Origin of the sequence: Citrifermentans bremense R1, assembly GCF_000426865.1 — a bacterium.
In the GTDB taxonomy this organism is placed as follows: domain Bacteria; phylum Desulfobacterota; class Desulfuromonadia; order Geobacterales; family Geobacteraceae; genus Geomonas; species Geomonas bremensis.
In genome coordinates this window covers 289,931-311,514 of record NZ_AUGE01000002.1, presented here as the reverse complement: position 1 = coordinate 311,514, position 21,584 = coordinate 289,931, and the positions used below count along the sequence as shown (strand labels likewise).

At 62.1% G+C, this 21,584-nt stretch carries 17 protein-coding genes; 14 read left to right on the top strand and 3 right to left on the bottom strand.

Annotation, left to right across the window (positions count from 1 at the left end):
* Positions 1–60 precede the first annotated feature (60 nt).
* Positions 61–1,641, bottom strand: coding sequence for a peptidylprolyl isomerase (locus K419_RS0103735; protein WP_026840401.1), 1,581 nt, complete (start codon positions 1,639–1,641; stop codon positions 61–63).
* 236 nt (positions 1,642–1,877) lie between these two features.
* Here K419_RS0103735 and K419_RS0103730 point away from each other — a divergent pair, with 236 nt between their 5' ends.
* From K419_RS0103730 to K419_RS0103705, 6 genes are all read left to right on the top strand, one after another.
* Positions 1,878–2,921, top strand: a complete 1,044-nt coding sequence (locus K419_RS0103730) for a rod shape-determining protein (RefSeq protein ID WP_012530940.1) — start codon at positions 1,878–1,880, stop codon at positions 2,919–2,921.
* A 45-nt stretch (positions 2,922–2,966) separates the two neighbouring features.
* Positions 2,967–3,980 (top strand): glycosyltransferase family 2 protein, encoded by a 1,014-nt coding sequence (locus K419_RS0103725; RefSeq protein ID WP_026840400.1) that lies wholly within the window; start codon positions 2,967–2,969, stop codon positions 3,978–3,980.
* Positions 3,981–4,026: 46 nt separating this feature from the next.
* Positions 4,027–4,605, top strand: a complete 579-nt coding sequence (gene gmhA / locus K419_RS0103720; protein WP_026840399.1) for a D-sedoheptulose 7-phosphate isomerase — start codon at positions 4,027–4,029, stop codon at positions 4,603–4,605.
* A 14-nt stretch (positions 4,606–4,619) separates the two neighbouring features.
* Positions 4,620–5,198 carry a D-glycero-beta-D-manno-heptose 1,7-bisphosphate 7-phosphatase gene (gmhB, locus tag K419_RS0103715; RefSeq protein ID WP_026840398.1) on the top strand — a complete coding sequence of 193 codons (579 nt, stop codon included), beginning with the start codon at positions 4,620–4,622 and terminating at the stop codon, positions 5,196–5,198.
* A 154-nt stretch (positions 5,199–5,352) separates the two neighbouring features.
* Positions 5,353–7,596 carry a hypothetical protein gene (locus K419_RS0103710; protein ID WP_026840397.1) on the top strand — a complete coding sequence of 748 codons (2,244 nt, stop codon included), beginning with the start codon at positions 5,353–5,355 and terminating at the stop codon, positions 7,594–7,596.
* Positions 7,593–8,357: a TSUP family transporter gene (locus tag K419_RS0103705; RefSeq protein ID WP_026840396.1), complete on the top strand. Its 765-nt coding sequence runs from the start codon at positions 7,593–7,595 to the stop codon at positions 8,355–8,357. The genes K419_RS0103710 and K419_RS0103705 overlap by 4 nt, the downstream gene beginning before the upstream one ends.
* 164 nt (positions 8,358–8,521) lie before the next feature.
* On the opposite strand, the gene K419_RS0103700 is transcribed toward K419_RS0103705, so the two are convergent.
* Complete coding sequence (locus K419_RS0103700; protein WP_026840395.1) at positions 8,522–9,190, bottom strand: hypothetical protein; 669 nt, start codon at positions 9,188–9,190, stop codon at positions 8,522–8,524.
* A gap of 205 nt (positions 9,191–9,395) precedes the next feature.
* Between K419_RS0103700 and K419_RS0103695 the strand changes: the two genes are divergently transcribed.
* The 8 genes from K419_RS0103695 (at position 9,396) to K419_RS0103660 (ending at position 20,872) form a co-directional block, all read left to right on the top strand.
* A complete protein-coding gene (locus K419_RS0103695; protein ID WP_026840394.1) occupies positions 9,396–9,599 on the top strand; it encodes a SlyX family protein in 204 nt (67 codons plus the stop codon).
* A 140-nt stretch (positions 9,600–9,739) separates the two neighbouring features.
* A complete protein-coding gene (locus K419_RS0103690; RefSeq protein ID WP_026840393.1) occupies positions 9,740–10,624 on the top strand; it encodes a glycyl-radical enzyme activating protein in 885 nt (294 codons plus the stop codon).
* The gene (gene hypD / locus K419_RS0103685) at positions 10,625–12,985 is read left to right on the top strand and encodes a trans-4-hydroxy-L-proline dehydratase (RefSeq protein WP_026840392.1); all 2,361 of its coding nucleotides are present in this window, start codon (positions 10,625–10,627) and stop codon (positions 12,983–12,985) included.
* 28 nt (positions 12,986–13,013) lie between these two features.
* Positions 13,014–13,247 carry a DUF1653 domain-containing protein gene (locus tag K419_RS0103680; RefSeq protein ID WP_026840391.1) on the top strand — a complete coding sequence of 78 codons (234 nt, stop codon included), beginning with the start codon at positions 13,014–13,016 and terminating at the stop codon, positions 13,245–13,247.
* A gap of 489 nt (positions 13,248–13,736) precedes the next feature.
* Complete coding sequence (locus K419_RS0103675; protein ID WP_026840390.1) at positions 13,737–14,576, top strand: CheR family methyltransferase; 840 nt, start codon at positions 13,737–13,739, stop codon at positions 14,574–14,576.
* Positions 14,573–14,776, top strand: coding sequence for a hypothetical protein (locus K419_RS0103670; RefSeq protein WP_026840389.1), 204 nt, complete (start codon positions 14,573–14,575; stop codon positions 14,774–14,776). Before K419_RS0103675 ends, K419_RS0103670 begins: the two co-directional genes overlap by 4 nt.
* A complete protein-coding gene (locus K419_RS0103665) occupies positions 14,773–18,840 on the top strand; it encodes a response regulator (protein ID WP_026840388.1) in 4,068 nt (1,355 codons plus the stop codon). Before K419_RS0103670 ends, K419_RS0103665 begins: the two co-directional genes overlap by 4 nt.
* Before the next feature lie 37 nt (positions 18,841–18,877).
* Positions 18,878–20,872: a response regulator gene (locus tag K419_RS0103660; RefSeq protein WP_026840387.1), complete on the top strand. Its 1,995-nt coding sequence runs from the start codon at positions 18,878–18,880 to the stop codon at positions 20,870–20,872.
* A gap of 83 nt (positions 20,873–20,955) precedes the next feature.
* On the opposite strand, the gene K419_RS0103655 is transcribed toward K419_RS0103660, so the two are convergent.
* The gene (locus K419_RS0103655) at positions 20,956–21,558 is read right to left on the bottom strand and encodes a short chain dehydrogenase (RefSeq protein WP_026840386.1); all 603 of its coding nucleotides are present in this window, start codon (positions 21,556–21,558) and stop codon (positions 20,956–20,958) included.
* Between the last annotated feature and the right edge of the window lie 26 nt (positions 21,559–21,584).

Here is a 21,584-nt window from a genome sequence, read left to right as displayed (position 1 = left end):
GCACCTGCACCCTCCACCTCGCACTTGAATAGCTGTCGATTTGCCGCGTCGTTGCTTTAGTTAGTCCTTGATCGACGGGTTGATGTCGATTTTAGCCTTATCCCTCAGCCCTTTCAACCACTTGTCCAGTTCTTCCTGCTGCTTTTTGGGGAGCAGGGTCTGTTTGATGGTTGCGGAGGCCTTGGCGAAGTCGGTGGTGGGCGCTTCCGCCCTGTTCTTCAGTTTCACCGCGTACCAGCGCTCGCCCACCTTGACCGGCTGCTTGGCGACCGGGTTGGCAGGGGTAAGCGCGAAAGCGGCTTCCATCAGCTCGGGGGAGGTCCCGACGGTGGGGAGGGCGCCGGCCGGGGAATAGCCGAAGTTGCCGGTCTCCTTGGTGGCCGCGCCGGATTTGGAGAGCTGCTGCAGCGCTTCTTCAGCCTTCTTCTTGGCTACCTCGGCCCCTTTCACTTCCAAAAGCTTCTTCTCGACCTGCGCCCTTACCTGCGCCAGCGGCGGCACGACGGACGGCTTCTTGTCGAGGACCTTCAGCAGGTAGATCCCCTTGGCGGTCTCCACCGGTCCCCCCAGCTCGTTTTGCTTCAGCGCGAAGGCGCGGGTGACGAGCTCGGTCTCCCCTGCGATGGCAGCGGCAGGCGCCTGCGCGGTGAAGAGCGGGGTCTTCTCGACCTTGCCACCGAGCGCTTGGGCGGCGGCATCGAGGTTGCCCTGGCCGCGGAACTTGTTGGCCGTCTCGGCCGCCTTCTCGTAGGCTTCCTTGGCTGCCTTGGCCTTCTGCGCGTCGGCGGTCGCCTGATCCTTAACCTCGGCGAACGGGAGGATGCCCCCTTTGCCCTGGTAGCGGTCGATGTTCTTCTGGTAGTAGTTCTGAGCTTCTTCGGGGGTGACGCTCACCTTGGCGGCAAGGGCTGCCGGGCCCACCACCGTGTAGGCGATCGATACCTGCTCCGGCGTCTTGAACTGCGCCTGGTGGTCCTGGAGGTAGACGTTCAGCTCGGCGTCCGTCAGCTTGATGCTCCCCTTTACGTCGGCGGGGGAGAAGGAGACGTACTGAAGGTTGACCTTGTCGTTTTGCTTCTTGAACTCCTGCATCAGGTCAGCTTCGGTGACGGTCGCCTTCTCCTTCACCTTGTTGCGCGCCTTTTGCACCAGGATGTCCTGTTCCTGGGTTTCCTCGAACTCCTTAGGTGTGACCCGGTTGGCCTTGAGGGTGTTCTGGTAAAGGTTGAAGTCGAAAGCGCCGTTGTTCTGGAAGGAGGGGATCTTGGCGATCTCCGCGGCCACCTCGTCCTTATCCACCTTGATGCCCATCTTCTTGGCTTCTTTGAGCGTGAGGACGTTGTCAATCATGCTGCTTATGGTTGCCTTTTTGAGCCCCATCTGCTTTTCCATTTCTGGGGTCAGCGAGCGGCCGTAGATCTGCTCGTACAGGTTCCTGGTGCGGTAGTAGTTCTTCTGGAAGTCATCCATCGAGATCTTGGTGCCGTCAACCATTGCGGCATATCCAGCAGGACCGTTAGCGGATTTATCTCCGCCCCTGCCCCAGACGAGGAAGATGGTCCCTATGAAAGAGAGTACTATCACGACGAATACAATCTTTATTAGTATCGATTGCTTGTACTTCCTCATTATGCCTAGCATTCCGGTTCGGCTCCTTTGCGCTGATAGAGTGGTCTCTCATGTATCACAAGAGTTGGGAATAATAGTATGATTTAATCGCAAAAGCAATACCAGAATGATGCCGTATAGATGTCTCCTTTGTGCGTACGGTGACGGCGCTGTGGCTTTTCTTTGTTGCAAGGGTGCGGAGTTTTTGCTACATTTCCAATTTTGGCGCCGGGCCGTCCCGGTAGCGCGATAATCAAAGGAGTTAATGCATGATCAAGATTTTCGATGCCCTCTTCGGCATGTTTTCTAATGATCTGGCCATAGATCTCGGTACGGCCAACACCCTCGTCTACCTCAAAGGGAAGGGGATAGTGGTGCGTGAGCCGTCGGTGGTCGCGGTACAGAAGATGCAAAACGGCCAGCAGAAGGTGCTCGCGGTCGGTATGGAGGCCAAGAAGATGCTTGGCCGTACCCCCGGGACCATTACCGCCATCCGTCCCATGAAGGACGGGGTCATCGCCGACTTCGACATCACCGAGGAGATGCTGCGCTACTTCATCCACAAGGTGCACAACAGAAAGACCTTGGTTCGCCCGAGGATCGTCATCTGCGTTCCCTCCGGGATCACCCAGGTGGAAAAACGCGCCGTCAAGGAAAGCGCCGAAAGCGCGGGGGCCCGCGAGGTTTACCTGATCGAGGAGCCGATGGCGGCCGCAATCGGGGCGGGGCTTCCCATCACCGAAGCTTCCGGCAACATGATCGTCGACATCGGGGGGGGCACCACCGAGGTCGCTGTGATCTCACTGGCCGGCATCGTGTACACGAAGAGCGTGCGCGTCGGCGGCGACAAGATGGACGAGGCGATCGTTCAGTACATCAAGCGCAAGTACAACCTGCTGATCGGCGACCGCATGGCCGAGCTCATCAAGATAGAGATCGGCGAGGCGTACCCCGGCACCCAGCTTTTGCACATGGAAGTCAAGGGGCGCGATCTGGTCTCCGGCATTCCCAAGACCACCGAGATCGACTCCAACGAGATCCGCGAGGCGCTCAGCGAGCCGGTGACCGCCATCGTGGACGCGGTGCGCAACTGCCTGGAGCGTACCCCGCCCGAGCTTGCTGCGGATCTCGTGGACAAGGGTATCGTGCTGGCCGGCGGCGGCGCGCTCTTGCGCAACCTCGACGTGCTGCTGCGCGAGGAAACCGGCCTTCCGGTCGTTACCGCCGAAGACCCGCTTTCCTGCGTCGTGCTCGGCTCCGGCAAGGTACTCGACGAGCTGGCGCTGCTTCGCAACGTCGCAGTCAGCTCTTAGGCGCCCTTTTCTTTCACAACCTGCTTGTCAGCCTGGGGGATTGTCATGACCGACGCCATCATAGACGTCATCATACCCGTTTGGAACAGGCCCGACGAGACCCGGAACTGCCTGGTCACCCTGATCAACCACACACCCGGCGCCCGATTCATCATGGTGGACTGCGGGTCCGAGCGGGATACCGAAAGGCTCCTGCAGGAACTTGCCGACAGCCTGGACGACCGCGCGTTGTTGATGCGCGATGACAGCAACATAGGTTTCGTGCCTGCTGCAAACCGCGGTTTTGAAAGCTCCGAGGCGCCGTACTTCGCTTTGGTGCGCAACACCAGCCTGGTGAGCGCGCGGTGGCTTGAGCCGCTGCTAGCCTACGCCCAGGAGCATCCCGAGGCGGGGATTCTGCTTCCTTGTCTCGATCCGGGCGAGGAGTGCGATGTCCCGACCGAACTGGAACGGGGCTCCTTCGGCGCCATGGTGATCACCAGGGAACTCTATCGCCAGATCGGAGGTCTCGACGAGGGGATGGACGGCGGCGTGTGGTGCCTCAAGGACTACACCCGGCGCGCCAACGCCAAGGGGTTTATCACGGTGCAGGTGCCGACCCCGGTGGTGCACCACCAGGAAGAAGCCCGGCTCGGTTCCGAGCAAAGGCGGCGCGAAACGCAGCAGCGGAGCATCGCGCTTTTCAGGGAGCGCTGGGGCGTGGGAGGGAGCTACATCCTTCATGTACCCAAGGGGGTCGAAGTCGAGCTTTTGGGCGAAAAGCTGCAGTGGCTGGTAAAGGGGGCGCGGCGCGACGACAGCTATACCGTGCTGCTGCCGGCGTCCTTGAACCAGGCAGCCCAGCAGGCGGGGCTCGGGAAGCTGCACGAGCACGTCACATTGGTGCCGCTCCCGAGGCTTGCCTGGGACGGCATGAAAAAGCGCCTCTTCGACAAGATCGCGTCCCAGAAACCGGGGATCACCCCGGTCACCGCAGTGGATGGAATACCCTTCCCCTGGAGCGAGCGGTACCTGTCCTTCTCCGAGCTTTGCGAGAGGATCAAGGCCCGCTACCAGTAGTCGCGGTCTCGCTGAGGCTTGAATATCCAATGCAGGAGGGTAGTGGATGCTTGTTGAGATAAAGGCCCAGCTTAAGGCCCATTGCGAAGTCATGACGGCGCTTCAGGGGGAGTTGTCACCCGCAATAGAGAGCGCCGTTTCGCTTGTGGTAGACGCCTACAAGGCGGGGAACAAGCTCCTGGTCATGGGAAACGGCGGGTCTGCCGCCGACGCCCAGCATTTCGTAGCAGAGATGGTCGGCCGCTTCAAGCTGGAGCGACGCGCGCTTCCCGCCATCGCGCTTCACACCGACACCTCCATCCTTACCGCCATCGGCAACGACTACGGCTTTGACCGGATCTTCTCCCGTCAGGTCGAGGCTCACGCCGCGGCGGGCGACGTCGTGGTGGGGATCTCCACCTCCGGCAACTCCCCCAATGTCCAGCTTGCCCTGGAACTCGCCCGCGAGAAAGGGTGCCGCACCATAGCGCTCCTCGGCAAAGACGGGGGGAGCATCAAGTCGGTGGCCGAACTCCCCCTCATCGTCCCCAGCAACGACACCCCCCGCATCCAGGAAGGGCACATAACCATCATCCACATCATCTGCGACCTGGTAGAGCGGGAGCTTTTCCTGAAGGGCAAATAGGGCGCGAGGGAACCATGGCGAAGCACAGGGCGGTTTTTCTCGACCGCGACGGGACCATCAACGTCGAGGTGCAGTATCTGAGCAAGGTGGAGGAGTTTGAGCTCATCCCCGGTGTTCCCTTTGCGCTCAAGCGGTTGAAGGAGGCAGGGTTCCTCCTGGTGGTGGTGACCAACCAGTCCGGGATAGGGCGCGGGCTTTACGACGAGGCGGCGCTCCACGACATCCACGACCACATGCACGAGGAACTCGCGCAGTACGGGATCAGCATCGACGCCTGCTACTTCTGTCCGCATCACCCCGAGCACGCCACCGGCGACTACCGCAGGGAATGCGCCTGCCGCAAGCCCCTTCCCGGGATGCTGGAGCAGGCCGCAGCGGACCTCGACATCGACCTTTCCCGTTCATACATGATAGGCGACAAGCTGGGGGACGTGCAGGCGGGGTTGAACGCGGGTTGCACCTCCTTGTTGGTCTTGACCGGGTACGGCAGCAAAGACGTGTCGCGCCTGCCTGCGGGGGTAGAGTCGTACGTAGACTTGGGGGCGGCGGTAGATGCCATCCTCGAAAAACATGAGAAGGTTCCAAACCATTAACGAGGAGAAAATCTGAGGACTCCTGAGGAAAACCAAAACCTGAGAGAATCTTAGAGTCTTAAATCCTTTTACCCATTCGTTTTTGCCTTTCTCACTCCGTGGCTAATGGTTTAGTTTTTCACATGTTTTAGGTTTGTGGTTTGAAAGGTTTTCCATGAAGCCTTATCACGAGATATTCCCCGAGGCGGACCCGCAGTTCACTACCTTGGAAATTCCGCGCAAGACCGGCCGCATCCCGAAGGGGAACTACCGCTTCTTCGAACAGTACTGCACCGACCCTGGCGACGACTGCCGCCAACTCCTGATCTCGGCCGTTAACGAAAAGTCCCGCCCCAAGGCGAACATCCGCTTCAGCCTCGATGCCGCCGGCGCCTTCACCGGCCCCTACCTAGATCCCGCCAGCTACCAGTCTCCCTACGCCGCAGATCTCGCACAGGCCTTCACCGACATGCTCAACGCCCGCCCCGAATGGCTGCAGCGCATCCAGCGCCGCTACCAGAAGGTGCGCGAACTCGCAGACAAAAAGCCCTACGCAGGGAAGCCTTTCCCCAAGCCGGGAGACATCCCGTACCAGTTGACGCCCCCTCCGGGACTAGAGGCAGTGCTGGAGGAGTCGCTGAAACACGGCCGCCCCGGCGCGACGCCTTCTCACCCTGCGGCCAAGCCGCCTGAAAGCGGCCTCGAACCGGGAAGGGGAGGCGCCCCCGACACGAAACCCGACGCCGGCTCAGCCACCGGGATGCAGCGCTTCGTCGACCTCTACGCCAAGGCCCAAGCCGGGCCGGTGGGTGCTCTTTTAGCCGTCCAGGAAGAACTGCGGCGGCACCTTCTGACCGATCCCTTCGCCGGGGAGGAGCTTGCAGCCCTCCTCCCTCCATTGTGCAGATGCTCGCCCCAGGACGACGAGAAGATCGACGCCGCGCTCAGGCTGCTCCGCGACATGCTCGATTTTTACCAGGTGGAGATCGAGGGGGGGAGGGGTGGCGCCAGGCGGCAGATGGAAAGGCTCCAGGGGGCGCTGGTGCGGCGCGTGATGATGGAGAGCCAGGACGTCGACCTCTCGCTGGCGGTGGCCCGCATCCTGTCGGAGAGCAGGGTCGAACCGATTGCCGAGCTGCGGGACGCGGAAAAGAGGATCCTGGGCGCGGGGTCCGGCCGCACCGACCTGCAGGGAGCTGAAGCGGAGGATCTCTTGACCGGCATCGCCCGCAGCTTGAAGGCGATGGGGGTGTCCTCACCGTTCGAGGGGGCGGACGAGATACTGAAGCTCTTCGCGGCGAGCGACCCCGAGCTCCGCGCGCCGGTGATCTCCGAGCTGATGACGGCGGACGACCCTTTCCTGCGGGAGATCGCGGCGCTGATGCTCTTCCACCCCGACCCCGCGCACGCCCTGGAGGTGTCCCGGCTGCTCGTATCCATCGAGAGGGGGCGGATCAGCCCGGAGACCTTGAGGCGGCTGATCATAGCCCGCAACTGGTTCCCCATCGAGATACGGCGCAACGTGGACCAGGCCATAACTAACGCCCGCAAGGCGCGGGTAGAGTGCGCGCCGCTACCCAAGCCTCCGGCTCTTGTCGTGTACGCCTCCGGCATCGACGGCTCCGGCGCACAAAGGTTCCAGGTGCTGCTCAAGGAAGGCACTGCTTTCAGCTCCTGCTCCATGATGCTGCAGGAGGGGAGGGGCGTCGCCGACAGTTCCGTCAACCGCTTCAAATCGCGAGCGGGAAAAGACAGATTTATCGCCGGCCTCACCGGCGGCTCCTCCTACCTGGAACAATCGTCCCCGCAGTATCTCGACCTGCGCGTATGCCAGGCGCTGGCTGACGGCGTCTCGAGCGGCGTCGCCCCCAACCACTGGTTTGTGAGAATTGCCGAGCTGCTCGGGCGCGACCGCTGGAAGGGGACCCCACTCGATGCGGGCAGCGAATTGCTCCTGCTGCGCGACGAGATCGACTCCCTCAACCCGGCGCTGCTGGAGGAGAGCGAGTATCTTGCGTCGCTTGAGGAGTCGGGAGGGTGGCCGGTGGCCTTTCCCGCCGTTTTCGGCAGCTGGGCCGAGGCCGGAGATGCCGTAGGGCGTGAAGTCGAGGCGGCAAAGAAGGGGAGGGGGAGGGGGGCGGATGCCCAGGCTATTGAGCGCGTACTGTCGAACCTGATGGAGCCAAGGCGCGACGCGTGGCTGGACCGGCTGGTCGTCGATACGCTTTGGCTGCGCCAGGCCCGGAACGCGCCGCTCAACTGGCAGCGGATGTACCATGTCGCGCAGGCTGCTGCCGATCGCACCCTGGCGCTCAAGGAGATCCCGCTGATGTCGGCGGTGGCGCGCCGGACGGTGGAGCAGTACCGCGCGAAGGGCGCTGGGGGGAAAGAGACAGGGAAGGGGAAAGGCTCTAAGTGACCTCGATTGCCCCTATATACCTCCCTGTGCTTTTCGTAACCGGAGCAGCCGCTGGGCTCATCGATTCCATAGCCGGAGGAGGTGGGCTGATCACGGTCCCGGTGCTGCTGGGGCTGGGGCTTCCGCCGCAGGCCGCGCTGGGGACCAACAAGCTGCAGGGTAGTTTCGGCTCCTTCAGCGCCATGGTCCACTTTGTCCAGGCTGGGACGGTAAATCTATCGGACGCCGCTGCCGGGGCGGCCTGGACTGCCGCCGGCGCCATCCTCGGCTCCTATACGGTGCAGCAGTTGGATCCCGGCTTCCTGAAGCAGGGGATACCCTTTCTGCTTCTGGCCATCCTCTGTTACACCATCTTTACCCCCAGGTTAGGCGCCGAGGAGGTTCACCCCCGGCTTCCCACGGGAGTCTTCTATGCGGTAGCCGGGCTGGTGCTCGGTTTCTACGACGGCTTTCTCGGCCCGGGCACCGGCTCCTTCTGGGTCATGGCCCTGATGCTCGGGCTCGGTTTCGACATGCGCAAGGGGACCGGCTATACCAAGGTCTTCAACTTCGTCAGCAACATCGTGTCGCTGGCGGTGTTTCTGGCGGGGGGAGAGGTGCTGCTCCTGGCGGGGCTGGTGATGGGGGTGGGGCAGGCCGTTGGGGCGAGGGTAGGGGCGAGGCTCGTGATCAGGAAGGGGACCCGGTTCGTGCGGCCGGTTTTCATCTGCTCGGTGCTGGCGGTAACGGCGGAGCTTTTCTGGGACAACTACCTGCGGTAAAGCTTAAGACTTACGGCGGAACACAGAGGTCTCTGAGGTACACGGAGGTCACAGAGAAAAACCAAAAACTATGGGGTTAAACCTTAAAGCCTTTAGTAGTTCCTCAGTGACCCCCTGTGAACCTCTGTGTCCTCTGTGGTAATGCTTTTTAACAGTTTGGAGGTTTAAATCGCGCGGATGCTGCCGGCTTCGTCTTCGCTTGCTACGCTCGATGCTTCGAGCTCCTGTTCCAGGTGCGCGATCATCTCGCTCACCTGCTCCAGGTAGACGGCGGGCGCGCGCTCCATGGCGCGCAGGGCGGAGTCGAGCCTCCTGGCCGCGGAGATGCCTGCCTTGAGCGGCGCCAGCGGGTTCACCTCTTCCCTTAAGGCCGCCACTTCCTTGAATTTCTTCAGCACGGTCGGGTGGCTGCGGTCCTCTTCGACCACGCGCTTTCTCAGGTCGCCGTACTCCTCTTCGGTAAAACCCTTCTCTTCCTTGGCCTGGCGCAAAAGGTCGATGGAGCGGTAGTCGGGAAGCGGCTTCAGCTCCTCGCGCCGGTCGATCAACTGGGGTTCCTCCTTTTCCATGAAGCGGTAGGCCATGGTGAGCTTCTCCGCGGTCCCCCGCTTGATGCGGATCTCCTGCACGCAGTACTCCTCGAAACTACCGTAGCCCCACTCCCGGAAGTGCGCCCTCTTGCTCACGTCCAAAAGCTTCTCGCCCAATTCGACCCAGGACGACTTGAAACGCTTGGCCCGGTCCAGCACCTCATAGCGTTCCGTTCCCGGTTGCAGATGCTCCATGATGGTTTCGATATGTTTTTCGCTGCTCGATTTCGGCGTATCCGACATCTTTTCCCTCCGTAGCCCGAGGAGCCTTGGCCGGCTCAAAAGGGCAGCTGGAAATTATCAGAATCCGTCCGCTTTTTGAAGTTTTTTATCTTGGCTGCAAAAGGGAATCGCGTTAAACTTTGCCAGCCAAAAATAAACCAGCCGCCGATCGGGGAAGTTCTAACAGCTTCCATACGGGCGGCCGAGGTCATAAAAGGAGACACACATGGAACAGCGTCTGACTGAGATGGAGATGCTGATCATGCATCAGGGTCGCATCATAGATCAATTGAACGACGTAGTTACCGGGCAGCAGACCATGATTGACCACCTCACCCGGGAACTGAAACTGATCAAGGAACACCTGCGCGGATTGGCCGCCTCCGATACGAGGCTTCCTTCCGAAGAAGAGCCCCCGCCGCATTACTGACACCTCTAAAGGCGGAACTCACCACAGGGGTACACAGAGAATTTTCCTGCTTCTGTTTTTCCTCTGTGTGCCTCTGTGTCCTCTGTGCTAAATGCTTTTTGCTTTGGTTTTTCTCCGTGTTCTCTGTGGTGAAAGGTTTTATGATCAACGGTACGGTTTTCAACCTGCAACGCTACTCGCTGCACGACGGCCCCGGCATCAGGACTACGGTGTTCCTGAAAGGGTGCCCGGCGCGCTGCTGGTGGTGCCACAACCCGGAAAGCCAGTCCCCCCTCCCGGAAATCGCCTCCTCTCAAAACCTCTGCATCGCTTGCGGCGCCTGCCGCCCGGTCTGCCCCAATCTCCTCTCCCGTGAATTCTGCAGCGGTTGCGGGGCCTGCGCCGACGCCTGCCCGACCGGCGCGCGCGAACTGGTGGGACGGGTGATGTCGGTTGAGGAGGTGATGGGAAGCGTCCTGAAAGACCGCTTCTTCTATGAGGATTCCGGCGGCGGGGTCACTTTCTCGGGAGGGGAGCCGCTCTCACAACCGCAGTTTCTCAAAGCGCTCCTCGCCGCCTGCCGCGAAGAGGAGATCCACACCGCCGTCGACACGGCCGGGATCTGCGCCCCCGAAACGCTCCTCGACATCGCCCCGCTTACGGACCTCTTCCTCTTCGACCTGAAGTGCGCTGCCCCCGAGAGGCATCGTGAGGGGACCGGCGCGGACCATGCGGCGATACTGGAGAACCTGGAGCGCCTCGGCCGGGCGCAGGCACGGATCTGGATCAGGATCCCGGTGGTCCCGGGGTTCAACGATTCGGTTAAGGAGATGGAGGCCCTGGCGGCGCTTGCCGCGCGGGTACATGGGGTGCGCCAGGTTTGGCTACTCCCCTATCACGGAAGCTGGGGCGCCAAGCCCGCGCGCTTCGGGCGGGACGCGGCCCCCCCGGCGAAAGAGGCCATGGCGCCCTCGCAGGAGAGTTTGGAACATTACGCCCGACTGTTTAGGGACAAAGGGCTGGATACGCGTATAGGGGGAGCTTAGATGACCGGAAGAACTGAACGTCTGCGGCAGGAGAGCCTTGGCGCCGAGGCGGCGATCTCGGCGGAGCGCGCGCTGCTCCTCACCGAGTTTTACCGCGAGAACGAGGGGCGCTGGTCCATCCCGGTGCTGCGGGCCAAGTCCTTTTACTACCTCTGCGAGAAGAAGACCATCTATCTCGGCGAAGGGGAGCTGGTGGTGGGGGAGAGGGGGCCTGCTCCCAAGCTGGTTCCGACCTACCCCGAGCTTACCTGCCACTCGCTTAAGGACCTGCGCATCCTGAACTCGCGCGAGAAGACCAGCTACCGCGTCGACGACGCCTGCCTCAAGGCCTACGTGGAGACGGTAATCCCCTACTGGAGCACGAGGTCGCTTCGGGACAAGATCTTCCGGGAACTCCCCGAGGAATGGCACGAGGCCTATCAAAGCGGCATCTTCACCGAGTTCATGGAGCAGCGCGCCCCTGGGCACACGGTGCTGGACGACAAGATCTACAGTAAGGGGCTCCTCGATTTCAAGAAGGAGATAGCGGACACCATCGCCGCACTCGATTTCGGCAGCGACCCGGATGCCTGGTCCAAGCGGGAGGAGCTGAAGGCGATGGATATCTCCTGCGACGCCGTCATCCTCTTCGCCGAACGCCACGCCAAACTCGCCGAGAGCATGGCCGCGGCGTGCGCCGATGCCGTCCGCAAGCAAGAGCTTATGAAGATCGCCGCCAACTGCCGCTGGGTCCCGGCGCACGCCCCTACCGATTTCTTCGAGGCGTTGCAGTCCTACTGGTTCTGCCACCTGGCGGTCATCACGGAGCTGAACGGCTGGGACGCCTTCAGCCCCGGGCACCTGGACCAGCACCTCTACCCTTTCTACCGGGACGGGCTCGCCGCCGGCACCCTGAAAAAGGAGGAGGCGCGCGAGCTCCTCGAATGCTTCTTCGTCAAGTTCAACAACCACCCCTCGCCCCCCAAGGTGGGGGTGACCGCGGCCGAGAGCGGCACCTACACCGACTTCGCCAACATCAACCTGGGGGGGCTTCTCCCGGACGGCTCCGACGGTTCCAACGAGGTGTCGCATCTGCTTCTGGACATCATCGACGAGATGCACCTGTTGCAGCCCTCCAGCAACATCCAGCTCTCGCGCAAGTCTCCCGACCGCTTCCTGAAGCACACCTTGAGGGTGGTGCGCAAGGGGTATGGCTTTCCCTCCATCTTCAACGCGGACTCCGTGGTCGAGGAACAGCTGCGCCAGGGAAAGACGCTCGCGGACGCCCGCGCAGGCGGGTGCAGCGGCTGCGTCGAGGTCGGGGCGTTCGGCAAGGAGGCCTACATCCTCACCGGCTACTTCAACCTGGTGAAGATGCTGGAACTGGCGCTGCACGACGGCGTCGATCCGGCAACCGGCGCCCAGCTAGGGCCCGCTACCGGCAAAGCGGAGAGCTTCGCCTGCTTCGACGACGTCTTCGCCGCCTTCACCAAGCAGCTCGCCCATTTCATCGATATCAAGATCCGCGGCAACCGTCTCATCGAGATGATCTACGCAGGCCTCATGCCCGCTCCGTTTCTGTCGGTACTGACCGACGACTGCATCAGCCGCGGGATGGATTACAACGCGGGGGGAGCGAGGTACAACAACAGCTTCATCCAGGGGGTGGGGATAGGGAGCATCACCGATTCGCTCTCCGCGATCAAGGAGCACGTCTTTCAAGAGAAGGCGGTCTCGCTCCCCGACCTGGTGGCCAAGCTCGATGCTGACTTCGCCTCCAGCGAGCCGCTCAGGCAGCGACTTTGGAACCGGACCCGCAAGTACGGCAACGACGACGACTTCGCCGACGACCTGATGCGGCAGGTCTTCGAGGCCTTCTTCCTGCAGGTGGACGGCAGGCCCAACACCAAAGGGGGCGTGTACCGCATCGAGATGCTCCCGACCACCTGCCACGTCTATTTCGGTTCGGTCACCGGGGCAATGCCCGACGGCAGGCGCCGGGGCGCTCCCCTTTCCGAGGGGATCTCGCCGGTGCAGGGGGCGGACCGCCAGGGGCCTACCGCGGTGATCCGGTCCGCCGGGAAGATGGATCACATACGAAGCGGCGGCACGCTTTTGAACCTGAAGTTCTCACCGACGCTTTTAGCCGGGGAGGGGGGCGTCGACGGACTGGCGGCGCTGGTGCGCAGCTACTTCAGGATGGACGGCCATCACGTCCAGTTCAACGTGGTGGACGTGGAAACGCTGAAAAGGGCGCAGGCCGATCCCCGGCAGTACCGTGACCTGATTGTCAGGGTGGCCGGCTACAGCGATTACTTCTGCGACCTCTCCGAGGAGCTGCAAAACGAGATCATAGCCAGGACCGAGCACACGTCCCTGTGAGCGCGGCGACAGCCAAGGAGGGAACATCATGGCCGTAGAACCAGGACGCTACCGGCATTACAAGGGGAATTTCTACCAGGTGATCGGCACCGCGCGCCACAGCGAAACGGACGAGATGCTGGTCGTCTACCGGCCGCTCTACGGGGAAGGGGGGCTTTGGGTGCGGCCGGAGCCCATGTTCCTGGAGCAGGTGCAGGTGGACGGGGCCTTCGTGCCCCGCTTTGCCCGCTGCGATGACGACCGGGATACCTCCACCCCTTAAATGGCTCCTCCGGGCAATAGTCGTCCTCTCCCTTGGCAGCTTCCCACCCCCCTAACCCCTCCTTTATACCCTCCCCCTAACCCTCTCCCAGAGGGAGAGGGGGCAATTGTTTTAAGATCACTGAGAAATTTCCACCTAATCTCTGCGTTATAACGCTTCCCTCCTCTGGGAGCTCTCACAGGTGCTTTCGATCTCTCCGCTGCACCTCCTCATAACTCTAACCTGCTGTGTAAACATTTGGTTACAAAACCAGTAGTCAATTCTAATTGACTTATCATAGTGAAAAGTGTAATTGAAAAAACATTTCTTAAGTTCTCTCACCAAGCAACCGAGAAGATCATTGGATCTTTCTGAAGAGGCCGGAACTTTTTGTCAGTGGCTGTTCTTGTTGGATGATTTTAATTGTTGTCGAATGCTGCTCCACCACTGAATGTAGCTGTGCAATGACAGTGAACTGCTTCGCTTGAAAGCGGTGTTCCGGAGGCCACGTTGAGTGAGACAGTTGCCGAGATTCTGCGTTTACTGACGGAGCATTTTGGCGAAGACTTCCAACACTATTCGCTGACCCTTGCGGCAAAGAGAATTGCGGAACGGGTGGTCCAACTTCGTTTGCCCGAGGTCGCCGCGTACTACCGGTATTTGAACGACAACCCTTCAGAACCCTCCTTTCTTGCGCGCATGCTGCGCATCCGTTTCAGCAGTTTCTTCCGCGATACGCTCCAGTTCGAGCTCCTGGGCTCGGTCATTATTCCCTCCATGCTGCCGGGAAACACCAACGGTTTTTTCCGCGCCTGGTCGGCTGCCTGCGCCGGGGGGGAGGAGGCGTGCACGCTTGCCATCATCATCGACGAGGCGATGCAGCTTCTCGGCCTGAAAACGCGGGTGCAGATCTTCGCCACCGACATCGCCGAAGACGCGCTGGCCGAGGCCGAATACGGCAGGTACAGCACGGCCGCCGTCGCCGGGGTGACGCTGAAGCGGCTCAACAAGTACTTCATCTACGACCGGACCGGATACCAGATCTCGCCCCGGATCAAGGAGATGATCACCTACTCGCGGCACGACCTGCTCGATCCGAACACCTACGCCCCGCCTGAGTCGCTTTTCGGGGGGTTCGACCTGGTCTCCTGCCGGAACTTCCTCATGTACCTGGACCCGCCAGGGTATCTGCGGGTATTCGACAACCTTTTCCGTGCCTTGAACCCGGACGGGGTGCTGCTCTTGGGAAAGGCGGAAACGGTACCCGACCGGTACGAACCGTACCTGGAGCGGATGTTCGATTGCGGCAACCTGTTCCGCAAAAGACAGATGGTGAGGAGAAGCTTATGATAACGCCACTGCACCTCATCATGGTACTATTCGCCGCTTTGGTCCTTTGCGGCTGCTCCAGGCCGGAGACCGCCTCCTGGGCCAAGGTGCGCGGCTCCATAAATCTAGCGATGCTGCGGGAGGTCATGGCTGACTCCGACAGGTACGCCCTGAGAGGGTTCGACTACCGCGGCAATACCGAAACGGATGGAACAAGATGAAGAAATTGATTGAATTGCCGACGCTCAGGGCGCGGCTTGCCTTCTGGTTCACGGCGATCTGCCTCGTGCCGTTGTTCCTGATCACCACCATCATCTACATGCAGCGGGTCAAGTTGGCGCGGTCGCTGATGTTCGACAAGCTGAACGCGGTGACCTCGCTGCGCCAGCAGCAGATCGGCAGCATCCTCGACAACATGATCGTGGACGCCTCCACCATCGCCTCCGACCACTCGATGCTGGAAACGGCAGAGCAGCTTCTGAGCGGGGCCGGCGGGGGGCGCATCTCCCGCGAGAGCCTGACCCTGCTTCGGGGGTATAAGAGCAGCAACGCCTCCGTAACCGACGTCTCCATAGTTTCACACGACGGCACCGTCGTGCTTTGCACCAGTGACAGCAGGATCGGGACGCGCGTGGCGCGGCCCGAGATGGTGGGCAACGCGCTGCAGGATCTGGCGCCGACCTTCGGAGACGCCTACCTGGGGAGCGACGGCATCCCCAGCATCGACGTAGCCGTCCCTATCGGGGCGGGGACCAAATTCCGCGTCGGAGCCCTTCTGGTAGCGCGCTACAACCTGCACACCCTGCTCTACGACATCACAGCCAACCGCACCGGCATGGGGGATACCGGCGAGACGGTGCTGGTGAACCGGGAGGCGATGCCTCTCAACGAGCTGCGGGCCTTGTCCCAGGGGATACTGAAGGTGCCGCTCAAGGGGAAACCGGCGCAGATGGCGGCACGGGGAGAAAGCGGCATCGCGCAGACCACCGACTATCGCGGAGTGGATGTGCTGTCCGCCTTTGTCCACATACCCCGCACCGGCTGGGGGCTTGTCTGCAAGCAGGACAGCCGCGAGATCCTGGCGCCGATACGGAGCCTCCTCTTCATAACCTATGGCCTCGCTGCGCTCATTTCGGTTTTTGCCTGCGCGCTCGCCTTCAGGCTGGCGCGATCCATAGCCGATCCGCTGGTGAACCTGGCTGCCAGCGCGAAGGAGCTGGAAGACGGGGATTTCGACGCCCGGGCCGTCCCGGAGGGTACCGACGAGCAGAAGGCCCTGGCGCGAAGTTTCAACAGCATGGCCCGGACGCTGCAGACGAAGATGGCGGCCCAGCAGGGGATGTCGCGGCTCTCCCAGAACCTGGTCGTGGCCGAGGGGATGGACGACTTTTTCAGCAAGCTCCTCCCGGTCTTTTTGGAGATCACCGGCGCCAGGATGGCGGTCGCCTACGTGGAGGAGCGGCAGACAGGGGAGTTCGCGCCCATGCATGCCATAGGCCTCGATTCTTCCCTGCTGCGCCGGTTCCAGCGCAGGCATCTGGAGGGAGAGCTGGGGGTGATCCTCGCCAGCGGCACCGTGTCCTGCTATACGCCGCAGGAAGGGAGCCCGTTGCGCTTTGCCACCAGCTTCGGCGAGATCGTTCCCGCCGAGATAGCCACCGTCCCGATCTCGGTCGACGCCGAGATCCGCGCTTTCGTTTCCATCGCCTCGGAGCGCCTCTTCCCGCCGAAGGTGCACGAGATCCTGGAGCTGGTGCAGATGCCGCTGGGGGCGGCCTTCGCCAGGATACTCTCCGGCGAGGATGTCCGGTTGCTGGCGAACGAACTGGCGCTTAAAAACCAGGAGCTGACCCAGCAGTCCGAGGAACTGGTGCAGCAGTCCACCGAGCTGGCCCACCAGTCGGAGGAGCTTTCCCGCCACAACCAGGTGCTGGACCTGCAAAAGCAGCAATTGGAAGAGGCGACCCGGCTCAAGAGCGAATTCCTCTCCAACATGAGCCACGAGTTAAGGACGCCGCTCAACTCGGTGCTTGCGCTCTCCCGGGTGCTGGCAGTGCAGGGGAGCTCGCGCCTCACCGAGGACGAGAAGGGGTACCTTTCCATCATCGAGAGAAACGGCAAGCACCTTTTGTCCCTGATCAACGACATCCTCGACCTGGCCAAGATCGAGTCCGGCCGCCAGGAGGTTTACCTGGAGACGGTTTCCCTGCAAAAGGTCGCAGCCGAAGTGGTGGACGGGCTTTCGGTGCTGGCCCGCGAAAAGGGGATTACGGTCTCGCTGGAGGCGCCCGAAGCGCTTCCCGCCGCAGTGATCGACGTGAAAAGGCTGCGCCAGATGCTGCAGAACCTGATCGGCAACGCGGTGAAGTTCACCGCCGAGGGGGCTGTGGCGGTGAGACTAGGCGCCGAGGGGGAAGAGTTCCTGGTCGAGGTGGAGGATACGGGCATCGGCATCGCGCCGCAGTTCCTGGAAACCATTTTCCACGAATTCCGCCAGGCCGACGGCAGCACCTCCCGCTCCTTCGAGGGGACGGGGCTTGGGCTTGCCATCGTGAAGAAGACGGCGCGCCTTTTGGGAGGGGACGTGTCGGTGCGCAGCGAGCTCGGCAAGGGGTCCGTCTTCACCCTGCGGCTTCCTTGCGATGGCACCGGGAGCGTGCAGCGCCCGCAGGCTTCGGGTAACGCCGCTTTCCCCGCAGAGCGGGCGCAGGCTCCGATGCAGGGTAGGTCGGTCCTGGTGGTGGACGACGACCCCGAGGCCGTGTCGCTGATCGCGTCGCATCTCTCCAACGCGGGTTTCGAGACGCTTACCGCGCTAAACGGCGCCGACGCCCTGAGGCTCGCACGCGCCAAGAAGCCCTTCGCCATCACGCTCGACATCATGATGCCGGACATGGACGGTTGGGAGGTGATGCGCGAGCTGAAGGACCAGCGCGAAACGGCCGACATCCCCGTGGTGATCGTGTCGCTGTCGGACGACCGCGCTACGGGAATCGCCCTCGGCGCGGTCGGGGTGATAGCCAAACCGGTGAGCAGGGAACAGCTCATGGAGACCTTCACCAAGCTCGCCGGCGCGGGATGCCGGCTGGTGCTGGTGGTCGACGACAGCGAATACGACCGGTTCTTCATCGCCTCGCTCTTCAAGGAGATGGGGATGGACGTGCTCTTGGCCGAGAACGGCGCGCAGGCCATGGAAATCGCCGCAGCCGACCAGCCCGACCTGATCACTCTCGACCTGCTGATGCCCGGGATGGACGGCGCGGCCGTGTTGGACAAGCTCAGGTCCAACCAGTCCACCGCGGCAATTCCGGTGGTGGTGATCACTTCCAAGGATCTGAACTCGGCTGAGCTTGAGCGCCTCTCCTCCGGGGTGAGCGCCATCCTTTCCAAGGGGGGGCTCGAGCGCGAGGTGGTGCTGGACGAATTGGTGCACAGCCTGGAGCGGATCGGCTGGCGCCTTCCCTGCGAGCAAAGCGCAAACGGGGCGAGGATCCTCATCGTCGAGGACAGCGAGGCGGCCACCATACAGCTCCGCTTCGCGCTGGAAAGCGCCGGGTTCTGCGTCGACGCGGTCTCAGGCGGCAGGCATGCTCTTTCCTATCTGAAGACCCATGTGCCCGACGGCATCATCCTCGACCTGATGATGCCGGAGGTGGACGGCTTCGACGTGTTGAAAGCGGTGCGCGCCTCGCGGTTGACCGAAAAGGTGCCGGTCATGGTGATGACGGCCAAGACCCTTTCGCCGGGCGAGCACTACCGGCTGCGCCTGCTCGAGGTGAACCACCTGGTGCAAAAAGGAGACGTGGAGCAGCATGAACTGCTGCGGAGAGTCTACGAGATGCTCGGGGCGGTCTCCCTGTTCAAGCCGGGCGCCGCGCTTTGCCCCGAGGGCTGGCAGGGTGACGGGTCGGTGCTGGTGGTCGAGGACAACCCCGACAACCTGGTAACGCTTCGGGCCGTTTTTGGGGGGGAGTACCGCCTGGTCGAGGCGACCGACGGCGAGTCCGGGCTTCTCCTGGCGCAGACTGGGTCCCCTTCGCTGATCCTTTTGGACATGCATCTCCCCGGCATGGACGGCCTCGCCGTACTAAGGCGCCTGAAAAAGGATGATGCCACGGCTCTCATCCCTGTGGTGGCCCTCACCGCGAGCGCCATGGCGGGGGACCGGGAGATGCTGATGGAGGCGGGTTGCGTGGCCTACGTCTCCAAGCCGTACCAGCCGGAAGAGTTGCAGCAACTGGTCGCCAAATTCGTCGCAGCGGGGAGTGCGCCAAACGGGAAGTAAAACCGGCCCCCCTTTTTGCAGCAGAGGAAACCGTTAAATGAAAATTCTCGCCATAGACGACAACCACGACAATCTCCTCACGCTGCAGGCGTTGCTGAAGATTTTCATGCCCGAGGCAAGCCTCATCACCTCCGCCTCGGCCCAGGACGGCATCCGCAGGGCGCTGATGGAGGCGCCCGACACCATCCTTTTGGATATCCAGATGCCGGGCATGGACGGGTACGAGGCGACCCGCAGGCTCAAGGGAAACCCCTCCACCCAGCACATCCCGATCATCCTGGTCACTGCGCATCGCACCGATCCCTCCGGCAAGGTGCGGGGGCTCGAGTGCGGCGCCGACGCGTTCCTCTCCAAGCCCATCGACGAGGCTGAACTTGTGGCCCAGATCAGGGCGATGGTGCGGATCAAGCGTTCCGAGGACGCGCTGCGCCTCGAGCGGGACAGCCTGGAGGCTCTGGTGCAGAAGCGGACCTCGGAACTTTTGCTCATGAACCAGGTGCTGACGGAGAACCTGGCCCGCCTTGCCGAGAACGAGGCCCGCTACTCCCGGGCGGTACGGGGGACGACGGACGGGCTATGGGACTGGAACATGGTGACCGGCGAGTGCTATTTTTCCCCGCGCTGGAAGGAACTCTTGGGCTTTGCCGACGACGAACTGGAGAACCATGCCGATACTTTCTATTCGCGACTGCATCCGGACGATGCAGCCGTGGCCCAGGAGGCGCTCGAATCGCACCTGTCCGGGAAAACGTCCCTGGACGTGGAGCTCAGGCTTAGGAATCGCGAGGGAGGGTACCTCCGCTTTCGGGTCCGCGGACAGGCGGAGTGGGACAGCCTGGGGGCGGCCGTTCGCCTCTCCGGAGCCCTTTCCGATGTCACCGAGCGGCAGCTCATGGAGGAGCAGCTCCGGCAGTCGCAGAAGATGGAGGCGGTAGGGCAGCTTGCTGGAGGTGTCGCGCACGACTTCAACAACATCCTCACCGTGATCGCAGGCTACGCCAACATGCTCAAGATGGACCTCCCAGCTCTTGGGAACGAAGTGAGGCTGGCCGAACAGATCGCCACCGCCACCGAGAGGGCTGCCGAACTGACCAAGGGGCTACTGGCTTTCAGCCGGAAGCAGCCGATGGCGCCTCAGAAGCTGGACCTGGGGGAGATCGTGCAGCGCGTGGAGACCTTCCTCGCGCGGGTGATAGGAGAGGACATCCAGCTGAAGACGCATCTGCTCCCTGACTCTCTGCCGGTCTGGGTGGACATGGGGCAGATCGAGCAGGTGCTCATCAACCTGGCTGCCAACGCGCGCGACGCCATGGAAAACGGAGGGATCTTCACCATCGCGACCGGCCTCTTCGAAGCGGACGGCTCGCTTTCCGCCTTCTGCGGCCCGGCAGGGAGCTATGCCGTGATCATCGTGTCCGACAACGGCAAGGGGATGCCCGCCGAGATTAGCAAGCGGATCTTCGAGCCTTTCTTCACCACCAAGGAGGTGGGGAAGGGGACGGGGCTCGGCATGGCCATCGTCTACGGTATCGTGCGGCAGCACAGGGGATACATCACCGTCGACAGCAAACCCGGGGACGGCACCGTCTTCAGCATCTACCTGCCGCTTGCCGCAGACGGCGCCGAAATGTACCAGGAGCCGGCGGTCGACCAGGAGCTGGAACTGGGGACCGAGACCATCCTCGTCGCCGAAGACGACCCGAGCGTGCGCAACCTGGTGGAGATGGTGCTGACCAAGCATGGCTATCAGGTGATCCTGGCTGAGAACGGGCAGGAGGTGGTCGAGCGCTTTACCGCCCACTCAAGCGACATCGGGTTGATCCTGATGGACATCATCATGCCGCGCAAAAACGGCATCGAGGCGTTCGCGGAGATCAAGAAGCTGCAGCCGGAGGCGAAGGTCCTCTTCACCAGCGGCTACACCTCCGATTTCATCCAGAGCCGCGGCATGGAAGACGGGGTCGAACTGATCATGAAGCCGGTGCAGCCGGCCCAACTGCTGCGCAAGGTGAGGGAAGTGCTGGAGAGGTGATTCCGGATTCCCTGGGACGAGAAAAGGGGAGCGCCTGTTAGTGGCGCTCCCCTTTTTAATTCCTGCCGTTTCCTGCTTCTGTCTCAGGCGAAGTCCCGGGCGTTGATGACGAGGCCGCTGCGGGCGCCGTGTATGCTGGCCCAGTAGGCCTGCGCCACGTCCTGCGCCGGCATTCCCCCCGAGCTGTCCATATCCAGCGCCTCAAGGGTCTCCTTCACCCAAGGGGGGCTCACCACATTGATCCGGATCCCGCGCGGCAATTCGAGCGCGGCGGCGCGGACAAACCCTTCCAGCCCTGCGTTGATCATGCTGATGGAGGAACTCCCGGGCATGGGCTGGTGGCTCAAGACCCCGCTGGTCAGCGTGAAGGAACCGTTATCCCGGATGTAGTGCATCCCCACCCGGACCAGGTTGACCTGGCCCATCAGCTTCCCGGAGAGCCCGGTCTGGAAGTCCTCGTCGGTCAATTCAGCCAGGGAGCCGAACCTCGCGACTCCCGCCGCACAGACCAGCGCATCGAATTCCCCGATCTCCTTGAACATCGACTCTATGGAATCCTTCCGTGACATGTCCACCCGCAAGTCGCCGCTACTGAAGGCGACCCTCGCCACTTCATGCTCCGTGGACAACAGTTTGGCCACGGCTTTTCCTATAGTTCCGGTTGCTCCGACGACGATGATTCGCATAAAGAGACCTCCCGTATTGGCGCTTT

Bases quoted from the DNA above. Each gene is read 5' to 3' on its own strand.
- hypD (WP_026840392.1), top strand. From the start codon at position 10,625: ATGACCGGAAGAACTGAACGTCTGCGGCAGGAGAGCCTTGGCGCCGAG.
- K419_RS0103680 (WP_026840391.1), top strand. From the start codon at position 13,014: ATGGCCGTAGAACCAGGACGCTACCGGCATTACAAGGGGAATTTCTAC.
- K419_RS0103655 (WP_026840386.1), bottom strand. From the start codon at position 21,558: ATGCGAATCATCGTCGTCGGAGCAACCGGAACTATAGGAAAAGCCGTG.
- K419_RS0103665 (WP_026840388.1), top strand. From the start codon at position 14,773: ATGAAGAAATTGATTGAATTGCCGACGCTCAGGGCGCGGCTTGCCTTC.
- K419_RS0103735 (WP_026840401.1), bottom strand. From the start codon at position 1,641: ATGCTAGGCATAATGAGGAAGTACAAGCAATCGATACTAATAAAGATT.
- K419_RS0103730 (WP_012530940.1), top strand. From the start codon at position 1,878: ATGATCAAGATTTTCGATGCCCTCTTCGGCATGTTTTCTAATGATCTG.
- K419_RS0103690 (WP_026840393.1), top strand. From the start codon at position 9,740: ATGATCAACGGTACGGTTTTCAACCTGCAACGCTACTCGCTGCACGAC.
- K419_RS0103660 (WP_026840387.1), top strand. From the start codon at position 18,878: ATGAAAATTCTCGCCATAGACGACAACCACGACAATCTCCTCACGCTG.
- K419_RS0103710 (WP_026840397.1), top strand. From the start codon at position 5,353: ATGAAGCCTTATCACGAGATATTCCCCGAGGCGGACCCGCAGTTCACT.
- K419_RS0103725 (WP_026840400.1), top strand. From the start codon at position 2,967: ATGACCGACGCCATCATAGACGTCATCATACCCGTTTGGAACAGGCCC.
- K419_RS0103700 (WP_026840395.1), bottom strand. From the start codon at position 9,190: ATGTCGGATACGCCGAAATCGAGCAGCGAAAAACATATCGAAACCATC.
- K419_RS0103695 (WP_026840394.1), top strand. From the start codon at position 9,396: ATGGAACAGCGTCTGACTGAGATGGAGATGCTGATCATGCATCAGGGT.
- gmhB (WP_026840398.1), top strand. From the start codon at position 4,620: ATGGCGAAGCACAGGGCGGTTTTTCTCGACCGCGACGGGACCATCAAC.
- K419_RS0103670 (WP_026840389.1), top strand. From the start codon at position 14,573: ATGATAACGCCACTGCACCTCATCATGGTACTATTCGCCGCTTTGGTC.
- gmhA (WP_026840399.1), top strand. From the start codon at position 4,027: ATGCTTGTTGAGATAAAGGCCCAGCTTAAGGCCCATTGCGAAGTCATG.